This is a genomic window from Acerihabitans sp., from assembly GCF_036398755.1.
Taxonomy (GTDB): Bacteria; Pseudomonadota; Gammaproteobacteria; order Enterobacterales; family Enterobacteriaceae; genus Acerihabitans.
In genome coordinates this window covers 1-24,308 of sequence record NZ_DASWOM010000127.1, presented here as the reverse complement: position 1 = coordinate 24,308, position 24,308 = coordinate 1, and the positions used below count along the sequence as shown (strand labels likewise).

Below are 24,308 nucleotides of genomic sequence, written 5' to 3'. Positions count from 1 at the left end.
CCAATCAGGAAAACCCGCAGCAGGCTGAGGCTATTAGCGTATGACAACTATTACCGGGAAAGGTGCAGGCTAAGTAACATATTTGACATTAGCCGGCGCGGGAGCAGCGATACATCATCAATCGCCAACGGACCCGCCAATAAAAACAGGCCCGGCAAAGGGCCTGTAACGGCGGCGGTTAACGCAGCCCGAGCTGGAAAATCAGCGTTTCAGCCTGGCAGCTGAAGGTAAAATCAACGTTTAGCTCCACCCCGCCCTGAACAGGCTCAATGCGGCTGCTGATGTCGCAGGGATCGGATTCCACCGCGCGGGCTTTTTTAGTCAGCATGGCCAGCATGGCGTCGGCTTCCTGACGTTGTTCAAAGACCTTGCTGTATGACGCGGTGCAGTCTTCGTTGTCGATAATGGTGCCGACATCGACACAGCAGCAGGCGGCGGTTTCTTCAGCGCTGCATTTGTTAATTGAGTGAGTCATTGTAATCTTCTCCACAGGAGTGACCTGTTTGACAATAATAAGCCGTTCGAAAGTATCTACGGCTTATTATACTCCTGTACACCCAACGTTGATAGGGCCGGCTCGGCGGCCTACTGCGAATCGATATCCTTCAGATCGCCCTGTATCGCCTGCGCGTTGGGGTTTTCCTGCGGCTTCAGCCGGCCGCCGCTGGCAAGGAAATCATGGCGCTGGAAATAGGCGGCGCGCACCAGGGCATAGGGGTCGGACGAGTTACGCAACAGGCTGTCGGAGTCCAACAGCTGCGCGCGGGTTTCCACGCCTTCGAACACCCATTTGCCGGCGGACATCCACCAGGTGAGATAACTTAACACCGGATAGAAGTTGTCCACCGCCCCGCCCAGATCCTCACGCGGGGTAAAGCTGCCGTAACCCGGCAACACCACATAGGGGCCGTAGCCGACGCCATAGGTGCCCAGGGTGCTGCCGAACCGGCGCGGCTGCTCCTTGGCAAGCTTGGGATTGGCCATGGAGGCCACGTCGATAAGCCCCCCCATTCCCAGGATGGTATTGAGGAAAAAGCGGTTGAAATGGATCATGGCCTCATAGGGCTTGCCGATGGCGAAGTAGTTGACCATCGAGGCCGGTTCTTCGAGGTTGCTCAAAAAATTACCCAGTCCGTTGCGCGCGGGCTTGGGCACGTAGTCACGCCAGGCCACCGCCACCGGACGCACCAGGTAGGGATCGAGGACATTGTAGTTGAAATCGAACATCGTCCGGTTAAACCCTTCCAGGGGGTCCGAACGCTGCTGTGAAGACGGATCGGTTTTAGTGCTGGCGCATCCCAGAAGCAATACGCTGGCCAGCGCCACACCTGACAGGCGGTAATTCATCATTCATCCCCATTTATTATTGTTATGCCCGCCGTTAGGGCATTTGTTGATCTATGCGCACGGCGATCCGGCCGGTGCCGCTGAATTCCTGCAACGCGCTCTCGCCAAACCAATCGCCGCGCCTGGCGTCGGCGGCGCCGTCCCGGGCAATCCTGACCCGTACCTTTACCTGTTGCTGAACGGAAAGCAAACGCTCCGGCAGCATGGCATTGCTGTCATCCAGCGTTAACGATAACGGAAAGCGGCTCAATGGCAAAGTTTTAACCGCAACCGGTACCGGACTTTTTCCATCGGTGACCGAAATAAACAGCGTTCCCCGCTCCGGCGGCATGGCGGCCAGGGCCGGCGCCAGGGTCACGTCCAGGGTGAGTTTCGCCGTTTCCTGGCCGGATAACGCGCGGGCCTGGTTAATGCCCTGAATGATGGCGTCGCGATGGACATCCCCCGCCGGCAGCAGGGATAACACCTGGCGCCACAGGTTTATCGCCTGCGCGTAATCGGCTTGTTGATACAGGCCGACCGCCAGCAGGTCAAGGGCCGCGGGGTTGCGCGGCTGCCGCGCAAGCAGCGCCCGCAGCAGGCGATCGCCCAGCCGGTTGTCGCCCGCGTCGGCCGACCGGATCAGCACCCCGGCGAAATCGAGCGTGATGGCGTCATTGTCGGGATCGAGGCGATGGGCGCGTTCGAACGCCTGCGTGGCCATCGCCGCATCATTCATCACCACGCCGATGCGTCCGAGGATCAGCCAATCCTGCGTCCGCCGCGGGTGTTCACGCAGCGAGGCGCGCAGCCCGACCGCAAACCGCGCCAGTTCCCGCGCCGACAGCTGGGTGGCGCGGGGATCCATAATGCGCGCGCGCAGCGCCGGCATCTCCGCCACCGTCTGCTGCCAGCGCCAAACCTGGAGCGCGCCGCCGGTCCAGGCGTAAAACGCCAGGGTAACCAGCAGCAGCGACGCGACGCCTGGGATCAGGACCCAGGCGCCCAGCGGCGGTCTGGCCTGCGCCGGCGCCTCGGGGATATCCGACAATAGGTTCTGCTGCAGTTCCTCGATATGCAGGGGACGCTCCGCCACCACGCCCTGCGCCTCATCCTCGGCCAGTTCATCCAGCCGGCGCGTAAAAAACGCCTGGTTCAGGCTATCGCGGGTTATCCCGCCGTCGCGCCGGCGGTAGCGCAGCGCCGGCAGCACGAACAGCGCGCAGGCCAACGCCAGCAGGACGATAAAGAGTAGGCCGATAATCATCATGGCTGGTCCCGATCGGTGTCATCCAGCAACCGCGCCAGGCGCTGTCGTTCCTCGCCGGACAGCGCGCTGCGTGCGCCGCACCGGGATGCGAGCCGCAACACCGTCAGCCCGCCGACCAGCACCACCGCGAGCGGCCCGAGCCACAAAAAAACCGTCAGCGGATTCAGCGGCGGCACGTACGTGACGAAATTACCGTAGCGCGCCACCATATAAGCGATGATCTGCTCTTTGCTCCGGCCTTGTTGCAGCAGTTGATAGACCTTGGCGCGCATGTCGGCGGCAATCATCGCGTTCGAGTCGGCGATACTGTTGTTCTGGCACTTAGGGCAGCGCAGTTGCTGCGTCAGTTCCCGGTACTGCTGTTCCTGCGCTACGCTTTCAAACCGCCGGCTATCTATCGCCGCGCCGGCGGTAAACCCCAGGCAAAGCCCCAGCAGCAGCATGATGATTTTAATGCCCATGCCCATGCTCATGCTCCCTTGGCGTATTTTTGATACAACGGCCGCACCTCGCGCCGCCAGACGTCGGCGTTGAGATCGCCCGCGTGGCGATAGCGGATGATTCCCCGGCCGTCGATAAGAAAGGTTTCCGGCGCGCCATAGACGCCCAGGTCCAGCCCCAGCATGCCGTCGCCGTCGTAAAGGCTCAGCGCATAGGGATTGCCCAGCGTATTCAGCCAGTTTACCGCCTTTATCCGATCGTCTTTATAATTCAGGCCCACCACCCTGACGCCCTGGGCCGCCAGGGTATTGAGAAACGCATGCTCGGCCCGGCAGGTGGGACACCAGGTGGCCCAGACGTTAAGCAGCATCGGCCGCCCGTCGCGCAGCACCGAACCATCAAAACTCTTGGCCGGATCGTCCAGGGACGCCAGACGGAACGCCGGCACCGGCTTGCCGATAAGCGCCGACTCCAGCAGCGTGGGATCGTCGCCATGGGCATTGCGGGACAACTGTACGATAAATGCGGCGGCCAGCAGCAAAAACGCCAGCAGCGGGATAAACAGCAGCTTGCTTTTCATAGCGGCACCCGCCGCGCTTTTTTATTGTCGCGATAGCGGGGATCGGCCAGGCAACACAGGCCGCCGGCCACCATAAACAGGCCGCCCAGCCAAATCCAGCGGACAAAGGGTTTGTAATAAAGCCTGACCGCCCAGGCGCCGTCATCCATCTCCTCGCCGAGCGCGGCGTAGAGATCGCGGGTCAGGCCGCCGCTGATGGCCGCCTCGGTCATCACCGTGCGGCTGACGCTGTAAAAGCGCTTTTCCGCCTGGAGGGTGGCTTCCGGGCGGTTATGCCGCGTCACGTCGAATACCGCCGCCGCGCCGGTATAATTGGGACCGTGCAAATCCTCCAGGGCGCGGAAGACGAAGTGATAGCCGTTGATATCCACGCTGTCGCCGGTTTTCATGCGCACATCGCGCTCCAGGCTGTAGTTCTGGCTGAAGGTAATGCCGATAACCGTCACCGCCACCCCCAGATGGCCGAGCACCATGCCCCAATGGCTGCGGGTCAGATGGACCAGCCCGCGGATAAACCGGTGGCGATGGGTGGCGCGTTCGTGCACCTCCATCAGCGTCAGGAGAACGACCCACAGCGACATCATCAGCCCCACCACCGTCATGGCTTCAACCTCATCGCCCATCAGCCGGGGAAGCAGGATGGAAAGCAGCAGCGTGGCCGCCATGGCCAGCGCCAGACGTTTAATCAGTTTTTTCGCCCCGTCCCGGCGCCAGCGAATCAGCGGACCAATGCCGAGCATCAGGGCAAACGGCGCCATCAGCCAGGTAAACATACTGTTGAAAAAAGGCTCGCCGATGGAAATGCTGCCCATGCCGAGCTGTTTATGGATAAGCGGCAGCAGCGTGCCGAGCAACACCACAAACATCGCCGCCATCAGCAGGACGTTATTGCCCAACAGAAAGGTTTCGCGGGAAAACAGCTCGTGCTGCGCGCGGCTCTTCACCTTGCCGCCCTTGACCGCGTACAGCAGCAGCGAACCGCCAATCACCAGCACCAGGAACGCCAGGATAAACATGCCCCGCGCCGGATCCGAGGCGAACGAATGCACCGACACCAATACGCCGGAACGCACCAGGAACGTGCCCAGCAGGCACAGGGAAAAGGCGGCGATGGCCAGCAGCACCGTCCAGGATTTAAAGGTGCCGCGTTTTTCGGTGACCGCCAGCGAGTGCAGCAGCGCCGTGCCGGCAAGCCAGGGCATGAACGAGGCGTTTTCAACCGGATCCCAAAACCACCAGCCCCCCCAGCCCAGCTCGTAATAGGCCCAGGCGGATCCGAGCACGATGCCAAGCGTCAGGAAAATCCAGGCCGCCTGGGTCCAGGGACGGGACCAGCGCGCCCAGGCGGTATCCAGCCGGCCGGCGATAAGCGAAGCGATGGCAAACGAAAACGCCACCGAGAAACCCACATAGCCCATATACAACAGCGGCGGATGGAAAATCAGGCCGATATCCTGCAACACCGGATTCAAATCGCGTCCGTCGATGGGAATATCCGGCAGGGCGCGCGCAAACGGATTGGAGGTGAGCAAAATAAACGCCAGAAAACCGCTGTTGATCATGCCCATCACCGACAGCACCCGGGCTATGGCCTCGTCCGGCATGCTGCGGCTGAACAGCGCCACCGCCAGCGTCCAGGCGCTGAGCAACAGCACCCATAGCAGCAGCGAGCCTTCATGGGCGCCCCAGGTGGCGGCGACACGGTAGTATACCGGCAGCGCGCTATTGGAATTATTCACCACATAAGCCACGGAAAAATCATTCATCACAAACGCGTACACCAGGCAGACAAAGGCCCCGGCGATGGCCGCGAACACCCCGTAGGACAACGGCCGGGCCACCGCCATCAGCCTGGCGTCCTGCCGGGCGGCGCCCCAAAGGGGATACACCGTCAGCAGCAGGGCCAGCCCGATGGCCAGGCACAGCAGAAAATTACCGAGCTCCGGGATCATAACCGTCCCTTAGCCGTCACGGGCGGGGCGCTGCCCTCGGCCACGGCGCGTTGCCCGGCGGGTCTATGGCTGGGTTCCATCGCATCCTTCACTTCGGGGGGAGTATAGTTTTCGTCATGTTTGGCCAGCACTTCCCGCGCCTGGATCAGGTTGCCCGCGCCCAGCACGCCCTGCGCCACCACGCCCTGCCCCTCGCGGAACAGATCCGGCAAAATGCCGTCGTAGCTGACCGGCACGGAGCCGACCGCGTCATAGATCCTGAAGGTCACCTTCAGGGTATGCGGATCGCGTTTTACCGATCCCGGCATCACCATGCCGCCTATGCGCAGACGCTGGCCGATATGCGGCAACTGCTGGCTCTCGCCTTTGCCCTCGAGGATCTCGCGCGGCGTATAAAACAAATCGATATTGGCGCCGAGGGCGTAAAGCATAAGCGTCACGATAAGCGCGGCGCCCAACAGCATCGCGACGACCAGGTAAAGACGGTTTTTACGGCGCGGCGTCATCGCGCATCCCCCCGCCGCCCGGCCGGCACGCTCGCCGCGCCGCCGCGCATGCGCAGCGCGCGCGCCTGCTGGCGGCGAATGGCGTCCAGCAGCTGGCGGCGGTGCCACAGGGTATGGGCTATCAGCCCGGCCAGGGACGCGAGGGTGGCAAGCACCGCCAGCCAGACGTAAAATCCATAGCCGCCCATGGCGAAAAACGCCGCCCAGGAAAAAAATGCCGGGCTCACGATTGCCGCCCCTTTTCAGCCAGCGCCACCGCCCAGGGACGATGGCGGTCTTGCAGCAGGATCAGGTTGCGCAGACGCATCAGCGCCAGGGTGATAAATAACAGCAGGTATCCGAGGATCGCCCAGCGCAGCGGGGCGCGCATGCTGGGATCAATGCTTTGTTGCATATTGGTCGAGCCTTGATGCAGGGTATTCCACCACTGCACGGAATAATGAATTATCGGCAGATTGACCACCCCCACCAGGATCAGGATGCCGGCGGCGCGCCCGGCGAGACGCCGGTCTTCAAACGCGTTGTACAGCGCCATGACGCCGAGGTAAAGAAACAGCAGTACCAGTTCCGAAGTCAGCCTGGCGTCCCATACCCACCAGGTGCCCCACATCGGTTTTCCCCAGGCGGAGCCGGTAACCAGCGCGATAAACGTAAACACCGCGCCCACCGGCGCCATGGCGGCGGCCGCCAGATCGGACATCTTCATCTGCCAGACCAGGCCGATAAACGCGGCCACGGCCATCGCGGCGTACACCCCCATCGACCACATGGCGGCGGGCACATGAATATACATAATACGAACACTATCGCCTTGCTGATAGTCCGGCGGGGCAAAACCAAATCCCCAGCCCCAGCCGAGCAAAAGCGTCGCGGCGCTCGCCACGGCCAGAACGGGGATCAGCCGGCCGCAAAGCTGATACAGCCGCTCCGGCTTCGCCCAAAGATGTAGTGTCTTCCACATTTTTCGCTTTGCTCACAGTAAAAAAAACATAACCCAGACTGCTCTTGTCGGCAGGCCGCGTGCTATTGCAGGCTCACGCGCAGCGCGGCGGCGGTGGCGAAAGGCGCCAGCATCACGCTCCCCGCCAGCATGGCGCCGAGGATCGCCAGGAAGCCGTTATAGGGCAGCCCTTGCGCGGCATTGTCCAGCGCGGCGGTGGCAAATATCAGTACCGGTATAAATAACGGCAGCAGCAGCAGGCTCAACAGCACCCCCCCTTTACGCAACCTTAGCGTCAGTCCGGCGCCGATAGCGCCAATCAGGCTCAGGGTGGGGGTCCCCAATAATAACGACAGCGCCATCGCCTGCCAGGCATGGCGGTCCAGCGCCAGGAACAACGCCACCAGCGGCGACAGCAACAGCAGCGGCAGCCCGGTCACCAGCCAATGGGCGCAGACCTTGCCCAGCACCACCACCGGCAGCGGCAGCGCGGACACCAGCAATTGCTCAAGGGTACCGTCATGGAAATCATCGTGGAACAACCGTTCCAGCGAAAGCAGGCAGGCCAGCAATGCCGCCACCCAGATAATACCCGGCGCGATACGCCGCAGCAGCTGCGGCTCCGGCCCCACGCCGAGCGGGAATAATGAAATCACGATCAGGAAAAACCACAGCGGATTAACAATATCCGCGCGATGGCGCAATGCCAGCCGCAGTTCGCGGCGCACGATCAGGCAGAACATGGCGCCGCCGCCTCCAACTGTTCACCCAAGACAATTTTGCGCACCCGCGCATGGCTGTCGGGCAGCGCCTGATGGGTAGTCAGCAGCACCATGCCCCGCGCGTCGGCGTGCGCGGCAAATAATGACATCAGCTGCGCCACGCCCTGCCGATCGATGGCGGTCAGCGGCTCATCCAGGATCCACAGCGGCGCCGGGCTAAGCCACAAACGGGCCAGCGCAATGCGCCGCTGCTGGCCGGCGGACAGCCCGGCCGCGGGCAGTTCCTCGTATCCCGGCAACCCCACCTGCGCCAATGCCCGCCACAGGTCAGCCTCACGGCATTCACCGCCGCCCAGCGCCTGGAAAAAAGCCAGGTTTTCCAGCGGCGTCAGGGCCCCATTGATCCCGGACCGATGGCCGATAAACAGCAGTTCCCGATGATACATTGCCCGCTCACGGCGAATGGATTGCCGCCGCCAGCTGACCTGCCCCGCGTCCGGTTCGGCCAGACCCGCCAGGATGCGCAGCAGCGAGGTTTTGCCGGCGCCGTTGGCGCCCTCGACCTGGACAATATCACCGGGAGAAATACAGAAGCTTAATCCGGAAAACAAGACGCGATCATCACGAATACAGGACAGGTTGTCTGCTTCCAGCATCAGGAATCCAACTCATTATTAATCGTATGGCAATCATAGCATAGGCGACTCGCGCGGCGCGGTTCACCCTCATTGCATTCTTTTTCGTCCCTGGATGGCTTGTATTAGATCAATAAAACGCAACAAATACCAGCAAAGTTAAAATTTTGTTACGTATTGCCTCCCCCTGGTGACAATTCAGGCGGCGATCCTGCGGCCAGACGGCCCTATTTTCAACGCCGCCGCGCCTTAAAGCCGCTACGCTTATTAATTAATAGCTAATGAGTTAATAACCCCATTGATAAGGAATAAGGATGAGCGATACCGATAAACAGGCGGAACCCGGCGTCGCCGTGCAGAGCGATGAACATGACGCCAACACCAATATCGAGGTAAAAGAACAAAACCTTCCTTCGCGCGCCGCCGCCATCCATGAGTTGATCCGCGAGGAAGGCGAAAAAGAGCTGGAGCGCGACGGCCAGGCGCTGCTGTGGTCGGCGGTGGCCGCCGGGCTGTCGATGGGCGCGTCGCTGATGGCCAGGGGCATTCTCCATGCCCGCCTGCCGGGGAACGCCGCCGGTTTCTTGCTGGAAAACCTGGGCTACACCCTGGGGTTTATTATTGTCATTATGTCGCGCCAACAGCTGTTTACCGAAAATACGCTCACGGCGGTATTGCCGATCATGCAAAAACCCACCGGCCATAATATCCTGATCCTGCTGCGGCTGTGGGGCGTGGTGCTGCTGGGCAACCTGGCGGGAACGGCGGCGGTGGCGTTCGCCTTTCTCCATATGCCGATATTTAATCCGGCCACCCGCGAGGCGTTTGTCGACCTATCGCGCGCGGTAATGGTCAATCCTCCCGGCGATATGTTCGCCAACGGCATTATCGCCGGCTGGATAATCGCCTCCATGGTCTGGATGATGCCCTCGGCGGGCAATGCCAAAATCCTGGTGATCATCCTGATGACCTACCTGGTGGGCATTGGCGATCTTACCCATATCGTGGTGGGATCGGTGGAGGTGTTCTATCTGGTATTTAACGGCGACATTCCCTGGCATCACTTCGTTTATCCGTTCGCCCTGCCCACCCTGGCCGGGAATATCGTCGGCGGCTCTTTTATCTTCGCGCTGCTCAGCCATGCGCAAATCCGCAACGATCTCAGCCGCCAGCGCAAGCAGGCGCTGAAACAAAACGCGCCCCGGGACGAACGCCGGGTAAACGACAAACAGAAGGTGGACCAGGGGGAAGACTAACCGCAGCGCCTACCGGGGGGCAATGTTGCCGTGGCGAAGCGGGTAAATCGTTTTTTTTGCCCGCGATTGTCGACGGAATGAGCAAACGAACGGTTAAGCGCTTATATTCGGTGCGTAATCAGGTATAATCACGCCCGCTGTCGGGTCCTCGTAGTTAAACGGATATAACAAGCCCCTCCTAAGGGCTAGTTACAGGTTCGATTCCTGTCGGGGACACCATTACATAGACATAGTACATAGACATAGTTCGCTATCGTCCGTAATCGTCCACAAAAACCCAGTAAATCCCGCAACATTCCATATCCATCGTTCGCAGCAGTTCGCATTAGTACGTTGGCAGCCGCATCCCATTCTGGGTAAATGCTGGGTAAATTATTTTTACCCAAATCGATTTTACCCAATGCTCACGATAAAACAGAAGAGGCAGCTAAGCCGAAAGAGAAGCCATACCGAGTTTTGGAAAGTGGCGGCCTCTACCTTTAGGTGCCGGTTAGCGGGAAAATGGCTATGCCCTCGAGTTGGAGCGCATGTTCACAGATGACATACTGCCATTCATCGGGCAATTTAGGATGGATGAGATTGAGCCGTTGGTGTTGTTACGCGTGATCCGCCGATTTGAATAACGCTTTCCAGGGAGCGGGCGAACAAGGCGAGGGGAAGATGCGGGGAGGTGTTCAGATAGGCGATTATCACCGGCAGGGCCAAATACAATCCCGCCCCAGATTTAGCCGATGCAATGGAGGGGCGATGCGTGCACATCGTCCCGCTGTCAGAACAGGTCATTGCTATATTAAAAATGCTGAAGCCAATAACGGAAATCTCATCATTTGTGTTTCCAGGCAGGAACGACAAGAAAAAATCAATCAGCGAAAATGCCGTTTTGCTTGTTATCCGGCAGATTGGCGATGAAGGACTTGCAAGCGGCCACGGTTTTCGTCACCAGTTCAGTACAATTCTAAATGAACATGGCTGGCCTAAGGATGCCATAGAAAGGCAGCAGGCTCACTCAGAAAAATAACATCCGCGGCATTTACCATCACGCTCAATACCTCGATAAGCGGCACGAGATGATGCAGTGGTACGCGGATTACCTCGACCGGCTGTGATGGCCCTCACAGCACCGGACTATCATCACTATTCCCTTCTATACTTAAGATCCCCCTGCAACGAAGATCACCATCATGTGCCTCGCTGTCCTGTTTAATGGTGAGAAATCAACCACGCTTGGCAACACGATCAAGAAAGTGATTACTTGAGGTATGGATTTCGTAATCACATGATATAATGAGTAAAAAATCTAACATTAGTTTGGCTGTACAATATTTGGAGTAGATTAATTGAAAAATGGAATTGTGTTTTCCTTCCCCAGCTTAGATTTTAGTGGGTTCTATTTAATACTTGCATTTTTATTTGGTCTAGCATTTGTGTTCGTCACTCCACCGAATGCCACGCCGGATGAAATGGCCCATCAAGTAAAGATAGTGAGGGTCGCTCAAGGTAATTTTTTTGGAGTTAACAATACTCTCAAGATGCCAGATATTCATTCATGGTATGCTCCACTTGATAACTCAAGAATGCTAAACCCTCCTTACAATATAAGCGATGGCGAAATTAAAACAATAACTCACAGGAAAATGATGTGCACACCTGCGATGGCTAAGGTTAATAATGGCGTAAGCTCATATTCACCATTGCCATACCTTCTTTCGGCGCTTAACTACAAAATAAGTTGCTCATTAGACCTGAGTTTTGGAACTTATCTGTATTCATCTAGAATAGTATCTCTTATCGTATCCGTTATGCTTGTTTTTTTTGCAATTAAAATAGCTCCAGACCTAAGGTTTGTGTTTTTTACTGTATCATTGCTGCCAACAGTTTTATATCAATTTTCCGCAATTGCCGCAGACTCTTTCCTGATCTCTTTGACCATGATCTATATAGCATGCTTGTATCGTTATATAAGATCAAACGAAGGGAAATATTTAATTTTAATATTCATTGCATCAATCGGAATTTGCTTCTCAAAGCCCGCATATGCATGGATAGTTGCCGCTTCAATCCCGATTATTTTCTTAAATGGTTACAAAGGGAATATTCCTGGAATAATAAAGAAGTCTTTATTTCTTATAGCCATACCATGTGTTGTTCATATTCTTCTATTGGTTACCTCAAAAGGGTCAACCCCTCACGCTGTAAATTTTGAAGAAAATATTCAGTACCTTAAAAATAATCCCATGTCACTTTTTGTTGAAATGTATAATGTTCCGTTTACCTTTCCATTCGGAGATAAATGGAACCTTTACGAGTCACTTATTGGTAAGCTGGGGTGGCTGACTATCCCATTGCCAAAGTGGTGCTACTTTGCTTCTTTCTTGAACTTTGTGCTAATCGCATTTTGCGGTAAGAATATATTGAGTAGAAAGATAGGTTTTTATATGGTTTCTCTAGCGTTAGCCTCACTTGTTATAATCTGCCTCCCACTATATATTTTTGCAACCAAACAACCATTTCCGGCAGTTTTTGGATTGCAGGGTAGATATTTTATACCAACTCTCCTTATAGCAATGTTGGCATATAGCGGCAAATTAAATCAAACAGGCAGTAAGGCAGCGCAATTTATTCTAATCGTCAGCGCTGTTGCAATTTCCTTCACCTCCCTTTGCGCCGTATATAGTGGTTATTATTAAATAATGGCCATTGCGGGCTTACTTTTAATGTGGGTAATCGGTGTCGTTACCCACATAGCCACCACAGCACCTCCGTATCATCCCACTCCCCGCTGCGCATATCGTTCACGCAGAACGTGGCCACTCAGAATATGCTAACCCCCTCCCCCAGATCTCTCAGTTACACATGCCCAGAATTCAAGCGCTCCAACCCAGGATGCGGGTACAGGTGCGGGCGCCTTGTGTACCGGCATCCATCCACCTCCGCGACCACTAGGCTACCGTGGACAGCCTTCTGACTGGCATCAACAACGAGGATCGCGCCTTTGAAAATGCCGGCGTGCAGCATGGTACTGTCAGCGCGCATCATGTAGGTTGCGCCTTTTCGCTGGATGCACCGTCATCCAGGCTGAGCGGTGCCTAGATGTAGTCCTGTGCGGGAGAAGGAAAACCCATAATGCATGCTCCGAATACTGTTTTTTTATACAGCATAAGCATGCGGCGTTGAGCAGGAGAAGCGGTATGTGCCATGAAAGTCTTATGCCATTGAGCGGTGGTAAAATTTAGTTTTATCACCGCGCGAAGTCCACAACCGCGGCTTGTTAAGTATTTGAATCATCAAATTTTATTGATTCTTTTGCTAAAAACCTATTAGGTAGGTAACGATGGTAGTTCAGCTTGGTACATATTTCCTTGAGTTCATCGATATTGGTTACACCCGCTTTTTGATAAAGCTTTTGTATATAATTATTGAATGTAGTTAAGGTAATATTTAACCTTGTAGCCGCATCTTTAGCTTTAAGTCCTTGTAGACGATAAAACATTATCTCACATTCTCGCTCTGTGAAAAAATCATCGGGCTTGTTTAGCAACAATGATCCTGGCATTTGACCTTTAATGTAATCATTTAGAGAGTAGACTTTTAAATCCTCTGCATATCCATACATCCCTACACATTCCATATTGTCGTTATAAAATGGCATTTTCCTATAAATAAACGGACGATTAAGAGCATTGGGATGTATTTCTAAAGTTGCAAAGCATAATTCATGCTGCCATGTTCGCTTATATTGCCTGTCAAATTCTGCATTTGCGACTTCATCGTTAAACAGCGGACAGTCTATTTCATCATCAAGCTTACCATTCAAGTCTTTAACTGATTTTACTGACAAAAAATCCGCCGCCGCATCATTACTATATATGACTCTTGACGATTTATCCCTTAATGTTAGTGGACGACTGAATTTATCAAAAACACTTTTCAGGGAGTTTGAGATGTTTATTTCTGGGGTTTTTTCTTCTACATATGAACTCGTATCCATGTTGACCTCTGAAATTGTTACCGAAATTCATTAATATCATACCCAGGAGTTAACAGCCACTATCCTTAAGATGAGGATGATCTAATATTTTAATTAATTACCAAAAGACATTACATCGCATATGTTTGCTAATTAATAATCCCAATAAAGAGATAGAATGAAAAGTCATTGTTGCCAGGAAAAAACCATCACGTATAGTCACTCTCTCTGCCTGGGCCGTTACGGTAACTGAGCAATTTTTGAATATGCTATCGGTGTGTACTTCATCCTGATGGGTGTAATTAAGGCGTACGCCTATTTTCGCGCCCGCAACGGAGGGCTGTAGCGCTTCCATTTCTAGATTTTAATGTTATCCGGCGAACGGAGGTGATATTTAGGTTTGCATCCAGGGATGTGGATTCGAGTGAAAGCGCGGTGCCATGAGATCCCTTTATCGTTATATTTTCCTGACCATTACAGATAGCCGGCGTTTTCAAGCTAAACCGGCCGATGGGTAAGGTAATCTGGATAAACTCCGCGCCTGTGTACTTAGCGAATATTCTATTCAGTGCCGCCGACTTCTTCCGCTCGGCTACCCGTTACATTGCGCCGGCATAAACTCACCCGTTGGCCGCTTGAATATTTCGTATACTTCCGCATCGGGCGCCGCCGGTAAATCAGCATGGCGAACGGCTTTTTTGGCGGCGTCGCAAAGCGGCTGATAACCTTCGGCCCGCAGTGCATGCGCAGGTAAACACCAGGCTTAACAAACAAACGGGAAGCGGCATTTTTATCATATTGGTTCCTTTTAAAGCAATATGATCATGTGTTGATGCTGTTGAGCGCGATATTTTTCAACTGCATAAGTGAAAAGCATTTACCCGCCGTTTATATCAAGGCGTAAGGCCCGCCTGGCGGTGGGCCTTACGGGTTGTGGCTAAAGGTCGCCAATATTCAGCATAACGCATCCACGGCGATTTTATAGCGGGCCTGCCTGTCGGCCAGGCCATTGGCGCCGCCGTTGATGCGTCTTGTCAGACCCACCATATCGCCGATATCGGCAAAAGCGTTGCATTTGTTGGCCTGCCAAAACCACCCGGCGGAACGCGCGGCATTGATATCCGTCAATAATAAATCCGGGTCCGCCAGCAGGTCCAGCCCGAGCGCTTTGCCGCATGCGGCATAATTGGCGCGAAATGTCACCTGCTTTAAGCCTCTCCCACGGAATAACCAGCCGTCTCCCGGTTGGGTATTTCCGTATCTGCCGCCATATACGATATTGGCTATTTGCTGCTGCCTGTCGAGGGGCAGGGTTCTTTCATCCGGCCTGCGGCCTAACGATTCGCGCTGGCCGGGCGTTAAGCGATTGCCGAATATTTTCAAACCATTTATCGAATAATTAAACGACTCGGATAATATGCCAAATCCGCCTGATTCGGTGCCGATTTGCGCAATAAAAGCAGCCTGGCGCAGCGGGGTATCGATGTTATATTCATCCATGATAATGACCATAGGCGCAAACCAGCGCGCGGCTAATCCGGCGCTGATATTAGCCGCCTGTTGAAACGTGTCGAGTGTCATGATTTTAGGCCTCTGACCGCCTGTTTTTTTCCAGCCCTTCTCTGCGGCCGGGTATTCACTCCGCCAAGGGTAACCGGCCCGGCGGACAAGGCCGGTTACCCTCGCGCCCTCGCCGCGGGGCCACGCATGAACGCTATTCTCCAGTTCATCGATAACACGGCGCCGCCCTGGATGCATTATGCTTGATCGCGTCCGCCGGGACATTAAAGGCAATTCGGGAAGGCGATCGCATAGGGCTCCCGCGGCCGGGGCTTGAGCCTTGGGAGCCTGATGGGCGAACAGGCGTCTTGGGCTCAGGATGCTTGCTTGCCAAACTGGCGAACCCAGGCAGGGGTGTTACGAACCGAGATGACGTTTTTCATGCTGAAAGAAACTGTTGAGGGTGAATTTCCACTACACTGAGATGTTATCCAGATGATGAAAATAATTTTCACAGGAAAGGCATTATCATGAAGACGTTAATCATCGCTATGATTACATTGGTTTTATCCCTGCCGTTTGCGCCGCTGGCATATTCCCATGCCGGTGATGAATACCACCCTAAAACGGTACATAAATATCAGCGCCACCACCGCGCGGTGAAACACCATGGCAAAAAATGGGTACATCACCAGGCCGAGCCGCGGGTCGGCCATAATAGATAACCTTTAGCGGTAATAAAGTTTATGGCGACGTTAATACGGCCGCGCCCTGGCGAATGCGCCAGGGCTAAAGCGTCGAGAGTGTTCCGGGGAATATTAATTAGAAGTTAACTTACTGTTATTATCTTATTACGCTTGATAGCACAAGCTATTTTTGAACAATAGGCTATGCTGAATGTAAAAGGTATCCATGCATTAATTAGCCTGACGCCGGCATAAAGATAACCACTGAACTTCAGGTTAAAAAACCACCACGACGGGAAACACCGCGTCAATTATAAGAAAAATGATGGTTTCATCGGTCAGTCAAGCTGTCAGAATATACGATAAAGTTAATCTGTTTAGTGCCGGCTTACTCTTTGTTGTCGACCTTTTCATCATCGCCGTTGACTTCCACAAACTGCGAGACTGAAATCAAGCGAACAAAATGGGCCAACAGTAAATCCACATCGGTTTGCAGAATTTCTTCGCTGGCGCTGGAAGCCGATAAAATGGCTTTTTCAATGTTGGTCGCCATAACCGACGAGCTACCCTGTCCGACGGTCAGCACCAGCGCGGCCAGCAGAAGGGACTGAGCCTCGACCTGGGCGGTCAGTTCTTTTGCCGCCGCATCCGCTTTGGCCATTTTTTTCAAAATATCAATGACAAGATTTCTCATAATTTCCTACTTGGACAAAAGCACGGCACAGGCAGCCCACGGCGCTAAACATAGCCTGCTTATATTACTCTTATTGTGATTAGGATAACATCTTCTGAACTGTAAGTATTCTCCGGCGAATGCTCCGCCATCTTATCTGCCCTGCCGAATGGCGGTCGCCCCCCCTAAGGCGCGGTTATCACACCCAAGTCTGATTAGAATTATTTATCAATTAAGACGCAATTTTGCCTGTGGCGAAACGCAAGCCGCGGCATTTCCCCGCTGCCGGCCGGAGGGCAATCAGGCGCCCTCCGGCCGGGTTGGCCGCTATTGCGTAATCGCCTTGGCGGCGGCGGGCGTTAGCACGCCATCGGCGCGGAACATGGCCTTGATGCCGCGCACCGCCTGCCGGATGCGATCCTGGTTTTCAATCAGCGCGAAGCGGACGTGGGTATCGCCGTAATCGCCGAACCCGATACCGGGAGATACGCAGACCTTGGCGTCCGAGAGCAGCTTTTTGGCGAACTCCAGGGAGCCGAGGGAGGCATAGTGCTCCGGGATCCTGGCCCAGACGTACATGGACGCCTTCGGCGTTTCCACCATCCATCCCGCCTCGTGCAAGCCGCGCACCAGCACATTGCGGCGTTGGTGGTACTGTTCCACGATATCCAGCACGCACTGCTGATCCCCTTCCAGCGCGGCGATGGCGGCCACCTGGAGAGGGGTAAAGGTGCCGTAGTCATGGTAGCTTTTGATGCGCGCCAGGGCGTTGACCAGCTCGGGGTTACCCACCATAAACCCGATGCGCCATCCGGCCATGTTATAGCTTTTGGATAAGGTGAAGAACTCCACCGCAATCTCTTTGGCGCCCGGCACCTGCATAATCGACGGCGCTTTCCAGCCGTCATAGACGATATCGGCATAGGCCAGATCGTGTACCACCAGCACGCCGTACTGCCGCGCCAGCGCCACCACCCGCTCAAAAAAATCCAGTTCGACGCACTGCGCCGTAGGGTTGGACGGGAAACCCAGGATCATCATCTTCGGCGTGGGGATAGACTCGCGAATGGCGCGCTCCAGCTCGCGGAAAAAATCCACCCCTTCCACCAGCGGCACGGACCGCACCTGCGCGCCGGCAATGACCGCGCCGTAGATGTGGATCGGATAGCTGGGATTAGGCACCAGGACGGTATCGCCATGGTCAAGCGTGGCCAGCATCAGATGCGCCAGCCCCTCTTTGGAACCGATGGTGACGATGGCTTCGCTGTCGGGGTCGATTTCGACGCCATAACGATCGGCGTACCAGCCCGAGATCGCGCGCCGCAGCCGCGGAATCCCCCGGGAGGTGGAGTAGCCATGGGTATCCTCGCGTTTGGCGACGGTACAGAGCTTTTCCACGATGTGCGGCGGAGTGGGTCCGTCGGGATTCCCCATGCTGAAATCGATAATATCTTCCCCGCGTCGGCGCGCGGCCATTTTTAACTCGGCGGTAATATTAAACACATAAGGGGGGAGACGATCGATGCGTGTGAAACGCCGTGGCAAACCGGAAGCGGCCATAATATCCTCTTTATATACGTTAGCGCCCGGACCATCCGAGCGACGCGGCCCCCGCAAGGGCCTGTCCCTGAAACTATCCCATAACCGGCCTGATTTCAATATCCATGGCCTTCATTACCCAGGACATCGCCAAAAAGAGGAAATATAAGAATTTAATCATCGATTAATTCCTCTTTATCTGCGCCACCCCGGCCATGAAAAGCCGTCGGCGGCCGTTTATCGGCGCAATGTCATAACCCCTTATCTTTGCTCAGGCTTCCCCGTTTCATGATACCGATCACAGCCGGTCCGCGGCTATCCTGACCGCGGGCGGGGGCGGACAGCTGGCGCGGCCGACGCCTATTGCTTATAGTAACGGACAAAGGTTGGCCATTTACCGGGATGTCGTGGTGCAAGAAATGTTCGATATGCTGCTGGCGGTTTATGAGCGGGCGGCGTTAATGTTGATTTGCCTGTTTTTATTGACGCGTATCCGTCAGTTTCGCCAGTTATTACAAAAAGAACAGCATACCGGCCAGGAATTGCTGGCGGTCACGCTTATTTTTTCCCTGTTCGCCATTTTCAGTACCTATTCCGGCATCCATGTTGAAGGCTCGCTTATCAACGTACGGATTATCGCGGTCATGTCCGGAGGTATTTTATTCGGGCCTTGGGTCGGCATCGCCACCGGAACCATTGCCGGCGTGCATCGTTATTTAATCGATATCGACGGCCCGACCTCGGTGCCATGTCTTATCAGCAGCGTGGCGGCGGGGTTTGTGTCGGGCTATATCAAGCTGAAGGTGATAAAGGAGCATCGCTGGGGCATCGGCATCCTGGGCGGCATGCTGTGCGAATGTCTGACCATGCTATTGGTTGTTCTCTGGGCGCAGCCGATGTCCCTCGGGCTGGATATCGTGTCGAAAATTGCGTTGCCGATGATCCTCGGCGGGGTCAGCATCGGCATGATCGTGCTGCTGGTACAGGGGGTGGAAGACGAGAAAGAAGTGATCGCCGCCCGTCAGGCCAAGCTGGCGCTGGATATCGCCAATAAGACCTTGCCCTATTTTCGTCATATCGACAGCGAATCCCTGGCCACCATTTGCGCCATCATCCGTGACGATATCAAGGCCGACGCCGTGGCCATCACCAATGAACACCACATACTGGCGTATGTCGGCGTCGGGGCCGAAATGTATAATATCGGCCATGAAATCATCAGCGAGACCACCCGGGAAAGCATTCAAAGCGGCAGCATTACCATCAAGAATAACGACGAGGCGGACCGCACGCCGCAAATCCATTCGCTGATCATCATCCCGTTATGGGAAAAAGGGGTGGTGACCGGCAGCCTGAAGATTTACTACCGCCATGCCCATCAGATTACCAATTCCCTTAAGGTCATGGCCATCGGTCTGTCGCAGATAATGTCGACGCAAATCGAGGTATCGCGCATCGAGCAGCTGCGCGAAATGGCCGATCAGGCGGAACTACGCGCCTTGCAGAGCAAAATCAACCCGCATTTCCTGTTTAACGCGCTCAACGCCATATCCTCGTCGATCCGCATCAATCCGGATACCGCCCGGCAGCTGATTACCAATCTGTCCCGTTATCTGCGCTACAATCTGGAATTGAACGGCGCGCAAATCGATATTAAAAAAGAGCTTTATCAAATCCAGGATTATATCGCCATTGAACAGGCGCGTTTCGGCAGCAAACTAAGCGTTATTTTTGATATTGATGAAGAGCTGTCTTTCCCCCTGCCCAGCCTGTTGATCCAGCCGCTGGTGGAAAACGCCATTGTGCATGGCATCCAGCCCTGCCGCGGCAAAGGCGTGGTGGTCATTTCTGTGCGGGAGGATACCGACGGCCGGGTCCGTATCGCGGTGAAGGACACCGGCGGCGGCATCAGCGAAGATGTCATCGAACAGGTCAAGCGCAATGAACAGCCGGCCGGGAAAATCGGCCTGTTGAACGTTCATCACCGGGTTCTGTTGCTGTACGGCGAAGGGCTGCATATCCGCCGCCTGGAGCCGGGCACCGAGATTTGGTTTTACATCACTCGCCAACCCCGGAAGCTGGCGGCATGACGTCCATGGATGACATGATTAACCACGAGGCGCCATGAAAGCCATAATTGTCGAAGACGAATTCCTCGCCCAGGAAGAATTAAGCTACCTGATCCATAAGCACAGCGGCATCCAGATAGAGGCCACGTTCGACGACGGGCTGGATGTGCTGCGCTATCTCCAGCACCATCAGGTGGACGTGATTTTTCTCGATATTAACATCCCTTCTCTTGACGGCGTTTTGCTGGCGCAGAATATCAGTAAATTCAACCACAAGCCGGAAATTATCTTTATCACCGCCTATAAGGAGCACGCGGTGGAGGCGTTTGAGCTGGAAGCGTTTGACTATATCCTCAAGCCCTATCAGGAATCGCGCATCGTGACCATGCTGCAAAAGCTGGAGGCGCAGCATCAGGCCGCCTCGGCGGCGCCGGCCATCGGCACGCCGTCAGCGCGCAGTCAACACGCCATAAACCTGATGAAAGACGAGCGAATTATCGTCACCGATATCAGCAACATCTATTATGCCGCGGCGCAGGAAAAAGTGACGATGGTCTATACGCGGCGCGAGGAATTTACCATGCCGATGGTCATAACGGAATTTTGCGGTCGCCTGCCGGAGGAGTTTTTCTTTCGTTGTCATCGGTCATATGTGGTCAACCTGGGGAAAATTCGTGAGATTGTGCCCTGGTTTAACAATACCTATCTGCTGCGCTTAAGCGATCTGGATTTTGAAGTGCCGGTAAGCCGCAGCAAGGTCAAGGCTTTCCGGCAACTGATGCGATTGTAGACCCGCCGCCGGATACACCGGCGCGCGTGGGATATCAGGCGAGTGGCTGGAGTTTCAGGCCCATTAACTGGCGCATGTGCGCCCCGGCGCCAAGCAGGCCCGGCTGTTCGTGGCTTATCAGAAATACCGGGATGTCGCGCACGTAGTCTTTGAAGCGGCCTTTGTCCTCAAACGCCGCGCGAAAACCGGACGCGCGGAAAAACGCCAGGAAATGCGGCACCAGGCCGCCGGCGATATAAACGCCGCCAAACGTGCCCATATTCAGCGCCAGGTTGCCGCCAAAACGGCCCATCAGTACGCAGAACAGCGATAGCGCGCGCCGGCAGTCGTCATTACCGCCGGCGACCGCCCGTTCCGTGACCTGCTGCGGCTCCAGCGGGTCCGGCGCGCGGCCGTCTATGGTGACCAGGCTACGATATAAATTGACCAGTCCGGGACCCGACAATACGCGCTCGGCCGACACATGGCCGAACTCGTCGCGCAGCACCGCCAGAACATCGGCTTCCTCTTTGCTGGCGGGCGCGAAGTCGACATGGCCGCCCTCGCCCGGCAGGCTTACCCAGCGTTCGGTCAGATGCAGCAGATGGCACACGCCCAGGCCGGTGCCGGCGCCGTAAACGGCTATCGGCCGCTCGGCCTGCGCCGTGCCGCCGCCAAACTGCACCACATCGCCGGCGGTCAGCATCGGCACCGCCATCGAGACGGCGGTGAAATCATTAATGACCTCCAGGCGCGACAGTCCCAGGCTGGCCTTCATCGCCTTGATGGAAAAGGCCCAGGTGCTGTTGGTCATTTCCACCCAGTCATCGGTAATCGGACAGGCAATGGCGATACAGGCCTCGGTGGCCTCAACCTTTTGCGCCGTCAGGTAGTGGCGGATCACCGCTTCAAGCGTGGCATAATCTTTACCGGAATAGGTATGGATATGGGAAATCGCGCCATTGTCCATATCGCATAACGCCAGTCGGGCATTGGTTCCGCCAACGTCGCCGACCAGGGCATATTTTGTCATTATCTGAGGCTCCACTTACTCTGCCACTTGCCGTCGGCGGGTGACCGGGCAGCAACCATAAACGATTTATTAATATAATAATAATACCAGTTATATTGGCCAATGCTATAAATTGAGTTTGCTTTCGGATTCGCCTTTATCCCAGCGCAAAGGCCACCGCGGCGGCGGCGTGGATGGTGGTGGTGTCGAACAGCGGCACGGTGGCGTCATCGTTGCCGACCAACAGGCCGATTTCGGTGCAGCCGAGGATCAGGCCGTCAATGCCCCGGCGCTCCAGCGAGGCGATAATGCGGCGGAATGTGCCCCGTGATTCGTCCCGAATGATCCCAAGGCACAGCTCCTCGAAAATAATGCGATGGATCTCGTCCATTTCCACCGCGGGGGGAAGGATGACCTCAATGCCGTGCGGGTGCTCAATACGCTGGCGATAAAAATCCTGTTGCATGGTAAAGCGGGTGCCTAATAACCCGACCCGCCGCGCGCCCTGGGCATTGATTTCCAGTGCGGTGGCATCGGCGATATGCAATAGCGGCAGCGGACATGCCCATTCTATGGTTTCCGCCACTTTATGCATGGTATTGGTGCACAGTACGATGGCCTCGGCGCCGGCTTTTTGCAGCAATACCGCCTTGCCGGCCAGCAGGTCCCCCGCCCGCTGCCAGTCGCCCTCGGCCTGTAGCCGGGCTATTTCGGCGAAATCGACGCTGTACAGCACCAGGTTTGCGGAATGCAAACCGCCCAATGCGGCGCTAATGCCTTGGTTAATCAAGCGGTAGTAGGGTAGAGTGGATTCCCAGCTCATGCCGCCTAAAAGCCCTAGTGTTTTCACGTTAAGATCCTCATGACCGGCGGCCGCATTAATCGAGTGGCGACCCTGGCGCTGGATTGATTGTTTAAGAGGAATTATTTTTAACTGAATCTATCGCTTAACTAATACTCAGCGCAATATATTATCCGTCCCGAATTCGTCGCCGAAGCGCGTAAGCGATCGTCCGCCTGGGGCGTAAGCGTTAATCTGTTACCTACCCTGATAGTCATAATAAAAGGAACATTTATGGTTTACCTGGCCAATCCAACCCGTTACGACGATATGCTGTATCGTCGCTGCGGTAACAGCGGTCTGCAACTGCCGGCGGTTTCTCTCGGCCTGTGGCATAACTTCGGCGACGTTACGCTGCTGGAAACCAGCCGCGCCATGGTGCGCCGCGCCTTTGATTTAGGCATTACCCATTTTGACCTGGCCAACAACTACGGGCCGCCGCCCGGATCCGCCGAAGCCAATTTCGGTCGTTTGCTGCGCGAGGATTTGCTTCCCTACCGTGACGAGCTGATTATTTCCACCAAAGCGGGCTATACCATGTGGCCTGGGCCTTATGGCGACTGGGGCTCGAAAAAATATCTGGTCTCCAGCCTGGACCAGAGCCTGAGGCGCCTTGGCCTGGACTATGTGGATATCTTTTATCATCATCGCCCCGACCCTGGTACGCCGCTTGTCGAGACCATGCGCGCGCTGGATTTACTGGTGCGCCAGGGCAAGGCGCTGTATATCGGCCTGTCCAACTACCCCGCCGCGCTGGCCAGGCAGGCGTTGGCGATTTTAAACGATCTCGGCACGCCTTGCGTTATTCATCAGCCCAAGTATTCGATGTTCGAGCGCTGGGTCGAACCGGAACTGCTGGATGTGCTGGCCGAGAACGGCGTGGGATCGATTGCCTTTTCGCCCCTGGCCGGCGGCCAGTTAACCGATCGTTACCTGAACGGTATTCCGCAGGATTCACGGGCGGCGAAGCCGGGTCTTACCCTGACGCCGGAGCAGCTTACCGCACAAAAAATGGATAAGGTGCGGCGCCTGAACGATATTGCCCTTGAACGCGGCCAGAAGCTGGCGCAAATGGCGCTGGCCTGGGTACTGCGCGGCGATCGGGTGACCTCGGTGCTGATCGGCGCCAGCAAAACCTCTCAGATAGACGACGCGGTGGGCATGCTGGCCAACCGTGAGTTTAGCGCGGAAGAATTGGCGCGCATCGAGGCGATATTGGCGTAAGGCTGCTCCGGCGCGTGGTTCCCGCCCGGTACCGCCCGGTGCTGGCGGATCTTGTCGACGGCAGGCGTTGGGGTTTATGTCGGATCGGCGAGGGTTTCGCTGGGCGTTGGGCGTTGGAGTTTATGCCGGATCGGTGAGGGTTTCGCTGGCCGTTGGGCGTTGGGGTTTATGCCGGATCGGTGAGGGTTTCGCTGGCCGTTGGGCGTTGGAGTTTATGCCGGATCGGTGAGGGTTTCGCTTGCCGTGCGTTCGGTTGATTTAGGTAGCGCCGGGTGCCGGCAAGCGACAAGAAGGGGCTCACGCGAGCCCCTTCTTGACTTCCCAGCGCCGGCAGGTCGCGCGTCGCTGCGCGATGCCTTCCGCCGCCCATGCCCCCGTTATGCACCGGCCCGGTTAGCGC

Annotated in this window: 25 protein-coding genes, 1 tRNA gene and 1 pseudogene; 7 read left to right on the top strand and 20 right to left on the bottom strand. The window is 55.7% G+C overall.

All coding sequences use genetic code 11. The features are described 5' to 3' along the window. Nucleotides 1-178 precede the first annotated feature (178 nt). From VGC33_RS20795 to ccmA, 11 genes are all read right to left on the bottom strand, one after another. The gene (locus tag VGC33_RS20795) at nucleotides 179-475 is read right to left on the bottom strand and encodes a YfcZ/YiiS family protein (RefSeq protein WP_331122675.1); all 297 of its coding nucleotides are present in this window, start codon (nucleotides 473-475) and stop codon (nucleotides 179-181) included. Between the two features lie 110 nt (nucleotides 476-585). Next, nucleotides 586-1,347, bottom strand: coding sequence for a phospholipid-binding lipoprotein MlaA (gene mlaA / locus VGC33_RS20790; protein WP_331122689.1), 762 nt, complete (start codon nucleotides 1,345-1,347; stop codon nucleotides 586-588). A 34-nt stretch (nucleotides 1,348-1,381) separates the two neighbouring features. Next, complete coding sequence (ccmI, locus tag VGC33_RS20785; RefSeq protein ID WP_331122688.1) at nucleotides 1,382-2,593, bottom strand: c-type cytochrome biogenesis protein CcmI; 1,212 nt, start codon at nucleotides 2,591-2,593, stop codon at nucleotides 1,382-1,384. Continuing rightward, nucleotides 2,593-3,051, bottom strand: coding sequence for a cytochrome c-type biogenesis protein (locus VGC33_RS20780; RefSeq protein ID WP_331122687.1), 459 nt, complete (start codon nucleotides 3,049-3,051; stop codon nucleotides 2,593-2,595). The genes ccmI and VGC33_RS20780 overlap by 1 nt, the downstream gene beginning before the upstream one ends. 14 nt (nucleotides 3,052-3,065) lie before the next feature. Further along, the gene (locus VGC33_RS20775) at nucleotides 3,066-3,617 is read right to left on the bottom strand and encodes a DsbE family thiol:disulfide interchange protein (protein ID WP_331122674.1); all 552 of its coding nucleotides are present in this window, start codon (nucleotides 3,615-3,617) and stop codon (nucleotides 3,066-3,068) included. Next, nucleotides 3,614-5,569: a heme lyase CcmF/NrfE family subunit gene (locus VGC33_RS20770; protein WP_331122673.1), complete on the bottom strand. Its 1,956-nt coding sequence runs from the start codon at nucleotides 5,567-5,569 to the stop codon at nucleotides 3,614-3,616. The genes VGC33_RS20775 and VGC33_RS20770 overlap by 4 nt, the downstream gene beginning before the upstream one ends. Further along, on the bottom strand, nucleotides 5,566-6,075 hold the full coding sequence (ccmE, locus tag VGC33_RS20765) for a cytochrome c maturation protein CcmE (RefSeq protein ID WP_331122672.1): 510 nt from the start codon (nucleotides 6,073-6,075) through the stop codon (nucleotides 5,566-5,568). Before ccmE ends, VGC33_RS20770 begins: the two co-directional genes overlap by 4 nt. Next, nucleotides 6,072-6,302 (bottom strand): heme exporter protein CcmD, encoded by a 231-nt coding sequence (gene ccmD, locus VGC33_RS20760; protein WP_331122671.1) that lies wholly within the window; start codon nucleotides 6,300-6,302, stop codon nucleotides 6,072-6,074. The genes ccmE and ccmD overlap by 4 nt, the downstream gene beginning before the upstream one ends. Further along, nucleotides 6,299-7,036 carry a heme ABC transporter permease gene (locus VGC33_RS20755; RefSeq protein WP_331122670.1) on the bottom strand — a complete coding sequence of 246 codons (738 nt, stop codon included), beginning with the start codon at nucleotides 7,034-7,036 and terminating at the stop codon, nucleotides 6,299-6,301. Before VGC33_RS20755 ends, ccmD begins: the two co-directional genes overlap by 4 nt. A gap of 62 nt (nucleotides 7,037-7,098) precedes the next feature. Then, nucleotides 7,099-7,758: a heme exporter protein CcmB gene (gene ccmB, locus VGC33_RS20750; RefSeq protein WP_331122669.1), complete on the bottom strand. Its 660-nt coding sequence runs from the start codon at nucleotides 7,756-7,758 to the stop codon at nucleotides 7,099-7,101. Continuing rightward, nucleotides 7,746-8,393 (bottom strand): cytochrome c biogenesis heme-transporting ATPase CcmA, encoded by a 648-nt coding sequence (ccmA, locus tag VGC33_RS20745; protein WP_331122668.1) that lies wholly within the window; start codon nucleotides 8,391-8,393, stop codon nucleotides 7,746-7,748. The genes ccmB and ccmA overlap by 13 nt, the downstream gene beginning before the upstream one ends. Before the next feature lie 293 nt (nucleotides 8,394-8,686). On the opposite strand from ccmA, the gene VGC33_RS20740 reads away from it, so the two are divergent. From VGC33_RS20740 to VGC33_RS20725, 4 genes and pseudogenes are all read left to right on the top strand, one after another. Then, nucleotides 8,687-9,628 carry a formate/nitrite transporter family protein gene (locus VGC33_RS20740; RefSeq protein WP_331122667.1) on the top strand — a complete coding sequence of 314 codons (942 nt, stop codon included), beginning with the start codon at nucleotides 8,687-8,689 and terminating at the stop codon, nucleotides 9,626-9,628. 144 nt (nucleotides 9,629-9,772) lie between these two features. After that, nucleotides 9,773-9,847 (top strand) — tRNA-Arg (locus VGC33_RS20735). A 284-nt stretch (nucleotides 9,848-10,131) separates the two neighbouring features. Beyond that, nucleotides 10,132-10,734 (top strand): annotated as a pseudogene (locus VGC33_RS20730) (tyrosine-type recombinase/integrase); the annotation flags it as partial. Nucleotides 10,735-10,965: 231 nt separating this feature from the next. Next, nucleotides 10,966-12,315 carry a DUF2142 domain-containing protein gene (locus VGC33_RS20725; protein WP_331122666.1) on the top strand — a complete coding sequence of 450 codons (1,350 nt, stop codon included), beginning with the start codon at nucleotides 10,966-10,968 and terminating at the stop codon, nucleotides 12,313-12,315. A 160-nt stretch (nucleotides 12,316-12,475) separates the two neighbouring features. Here the strand turns inward: VGC33_RS20725 and VGC33_RS23290 are convergent, their stop codons facing one another. The 7 genes from VGC33_RS23290 to alaC all read right to left on the bottom strand — a co-directional run bounded on the left by VGC33_RS23290 (nucleotide 12,476) and on the right by alaC (nucleotide 18,014). Then, complete coding sequence (locus VGC33_RS23290) at nucleotides 12,476-12,643, bottom strand: S24/S26 family peptidase (protein WP_414636972.1); 168 nt, start codon at nucleotides 12,641-12,643, stop codon at nucleotides 12,476-12,478. Nucleotides 12,644-12,896: 253 nt separating this feature from the next. Continuing rightward, nucleotides 12,897-13,616: a LuxR C-terminal-related transcriptional regulator gene (locus VGC33_RS20720; protein ID WP_331122665.1), complete on the bottom strand. Its 720-nt coding sequence runs from the start codon at nucleotides 13,614-13,616 to the stop codon at nucleotides 12,897-12,899. A gap of 571 nt (nucleotides 13,617-14,187) precedes the next feature. Continuing rightward, a complete protein-coding gene (locus VGC33_RS23285) occupies nucleotides 14,188-14,334 on the bottom strand; it encodes a cell envelope integrity TolA C-terminal domain-containing protein (RefSeq protein WP_414636971.1) in 147 nt (48 codons plus the stop codon). A 215-nt stretch (nucleotides 14,335-14,549) separates the two neighbouring features. Further along, nucleotides 14,550-15,176, bottom strand: coding sequence for a glycoside hydrolase family 19 protein (locus VGC33_RS20715; protein WP_331122664.1), 627 nt, complete (start codon nucleotides 15,174-15,176; stop codon nucleotides 14,550-14,552). Nucleotides 15,177-15,661: 485 nt separating this feature from the next. Further along, entirely contained in the window at nucleotides 15,662-15,811 is a 150-nt protein-coding gene (locus VGC33_RS20710; RefSeq protein ID WP_331122663.1) for a hypothetical protein, read from the bottom strand. A gap of 358 nt (nucleotides 15,812-16,169) precedes the next feature. Further along, nucleotides 16,170-16,475 (bottom strand): anti-adapter protein IraP, encoded by a 306-nt coding sequence (gene iraP, locus VGC33_RS20705; protein WP_331122662.1) that lies wholly within the window; start codon nucleotides 16,473-16,475, stop codon nucleotides 16,170-16,172. A gap of 306 nt (nucleotides 16,476-16,781) precedes the next feature. Continuing rightward, the gene (gene alaC, locus VGC33_RS20700) at nucleotides 16,782-18,014 is read right to left on the bottom strand and encodes an alanine transaminase (RefSeq protein WP_331122661.1); all 1,233 of its coding nucleotides are present in this window, start codon (nucleotides 18,012-18,014) and stop codon (nucleotides 16,782-16,784) included. 398 nt (nucleotides 18,015-18,412) lie between these two features. On the opposite strand from alaC, the gene VGC33_RS20695 reads away from it, so the two are divergent. After that, nucleotides 18,413-20,083 (top strand): LytS/YhcK type 5TM receptor domain-containing protein, encoded by a 1,671-nt coding sequence (locus VGC33_RS20695; protein WP_414636970.1) that lies wholly within the window; start codon nucleotides 18,413-18,415, stop codon nucleotides 20,081-20,083. Between the two features lie 34 nt (nucleotides 20,084-20,117). After that, nucleotides 20,118-20,852 (top strand): LytR/AlgR family response regulator transcription factor, encoded by a 735-nt coding sequence (locus VGC33_RS20690; protein ID WP_331122659.1) that lies wholly within the window; start codon nucleotides 20,118-20,120, stop codon nucleotides 20,850-20,852. Between the two features lie 34 nt (nucleotides 20,853-20,886). Here VGC33_RS20690 and glk read toward each other — a convergent pair whose 3' ends face one another. Further along, complete coding sequence (gene glk / locus VGC33_RS20685) at nucleotides 20,887-21,864, bottom strand: glucokinase (RefSeq protein ID WP_331122658.1); 978 nt, start codon at nucleotides 21,862-21,864, stop codon at nucleotides 20,887-20,889. A gap of 136 nt (nucleotides 21,865-22,000) precedes the next feature. Further along, a complete protein-coding gene (locus tag VGC33_RS20680) occupies nucleotides 22,001-22,693 on the bottom strand; it encodes an aspartate/glutamate racemase family protein (protein WP_331122657.1) in 693 nt (230 codons plus the stop codon). 225 nt (nucleotides 22,694-22,918) lie between these two features. Between VGC33_RS20680 and mgrA the strand changes: the two genes are divergently transcribed. After that, nucleotides 22,919-23,908 carry an L-glyceraldehyde 3-phosphate reductase gene (mgrA, locus tag VGC33_RS20675; RefSeq protein WP_331122656.1) on the top strand — a complete coding sequence of 330 codons (990 nt, stop codon included), beginning with the start codon at nucleotides 22,919-22,921 and terminating at the stop codon, nucleotides 23,906-23,908. The last annotated feature ends 400 nt before the right edge of the window (nucleotides 23,909-24,308 follow it).

Coding starts and splice junctions, on each gene's coding strand:
- VGC33_RS20795 (WP_331122675.1), bottom strand. CDS start 475: ATGACTCACTCAATTAACAAATGCAGCGCTGAAGAAACCGCCGCCTGC.
- mlaA (WP_331122689.1), bottom strand. CDS start 1,347: ATGAATTACCGCCTGTCAGGTGTGGCGCTGGCCAGCGTATTGCTTCTG.
- ccmI (WP_331122688.1), bottom strand. CDS start 2,593: ATGATTATCGGCCTACTCTTTATCGTCCTGCTGGCGTTGGCCTGCGCG.
- VGC33_RS20775 (WP_331122674.1), bottom strand. CDS start 3,617: ATGAAAAGCAAGCTGCTGTTTATCCCGCTGCTGGCGTTTTTGCTGCTG.
- VGC33_RS20770 (WP_331122673.1), bottom strand. CDS start 5,569: ATGATCCCGGAGCTCGGTAATTTTCTGCTGTGCCTGGCCATCGGGCTG.
- ccmE (WP_331122672.1), bottom strand. CDS start 6,075: ATGACGCCGCGCCGTAAAAACCGTCTTTACCTGGTCGTCGCGATGCTG.
- VGC33_RS20755 (WP_331122670.1), bottom strand. CDS start 7,036: ATGTGGAAGACACTACATCTTTGGGCGAAGCCGGAGCGGCTGTATCAG.
- ccmB (WP_331122669.1), bottom strand. CDS start 7,758: ATGTTCTGCCTGATCGTGCGCCGCGAACTGCGGCTGGCATTGCGCCAT.
- ccmA (WP_331122668.1), bottom strand. CDS start 8,393: ATGCTGGAAGCAGACAACCTGTCCTGTATTCGTGATGATCGCGTCTTG.
- VGC33_RS20740 (WP_331122667.1), top strand. CDS start 8,687: ATGAGCGATACCGATAAACAGGCGGAACCCGGCGTCGCCGTGCAGAGC.
- VGC33_RS23290 (WP_414636972.1), bottom strand. CDS start 12,643: ATGCTGCACGCCGGCATTTTCAAAGGCGCGATCCTCGTTGTTGATGCC.
- VGC33_RS20720 (WP_331122665.1), bottom strand. CDS start 13,616: ATGGATACGAGTTCATATGTAGAAGAAAAAACCCCAGAAATAAACATC.
- VGC33_RS20715 (WP_331122664.1), bottom strand. CDS start 15,176: ATGACACTCGACACGTTTCAACAGGCGGCTAATATCAGCGCCGGATTA.
- VGC33_RS20710 (WP_331122663.1), bottom strand. CDS start 15,811: ATGGCCGACCCGCGGCTCGGCCTGGTGATGTACCCATTTTTTGCCATG.
- iraP (WP_331122662.1), bottom strand. CDS start 16,475: ATGAGAAATCTTGTCATTGATATTTTGAAAAAAATGGCCAAAGCGGAT.
- alaC (WP_331122661.1), bottom strand. CDS start 18,014: ATGGCCGCTTCCGGTTTGCCACGGCGTTTCACACGCATCGATCGTCTC.
- VGC33_RS20695 (WP_414636970.1), top strand. CDS start 18,413: ATGTTCGATATGCTGCTGGCGGTTTATGAGCGGGCGGCGTTAATGTTG.
- VGC33_RS20690 (WP_331122659.1), top strand. CDS start 20,118: ATGAAAGCCATAATTGTCGAAGACGAATTCCTCGCCCAGGAAGAATTA.
- glk (WP_331122658.1), bottom strand. CDS start 21,864: ATGACAAAATATGCCCTGGTCGGCGACGTTGGCGGAACCAATGCCCGA.
- mgrA (WP_331122656.1), top strand. CDS start 22,919: ATGGTTTACCTGGCCAATCCAACCCGTTACGACGATATGCTGTATCGT.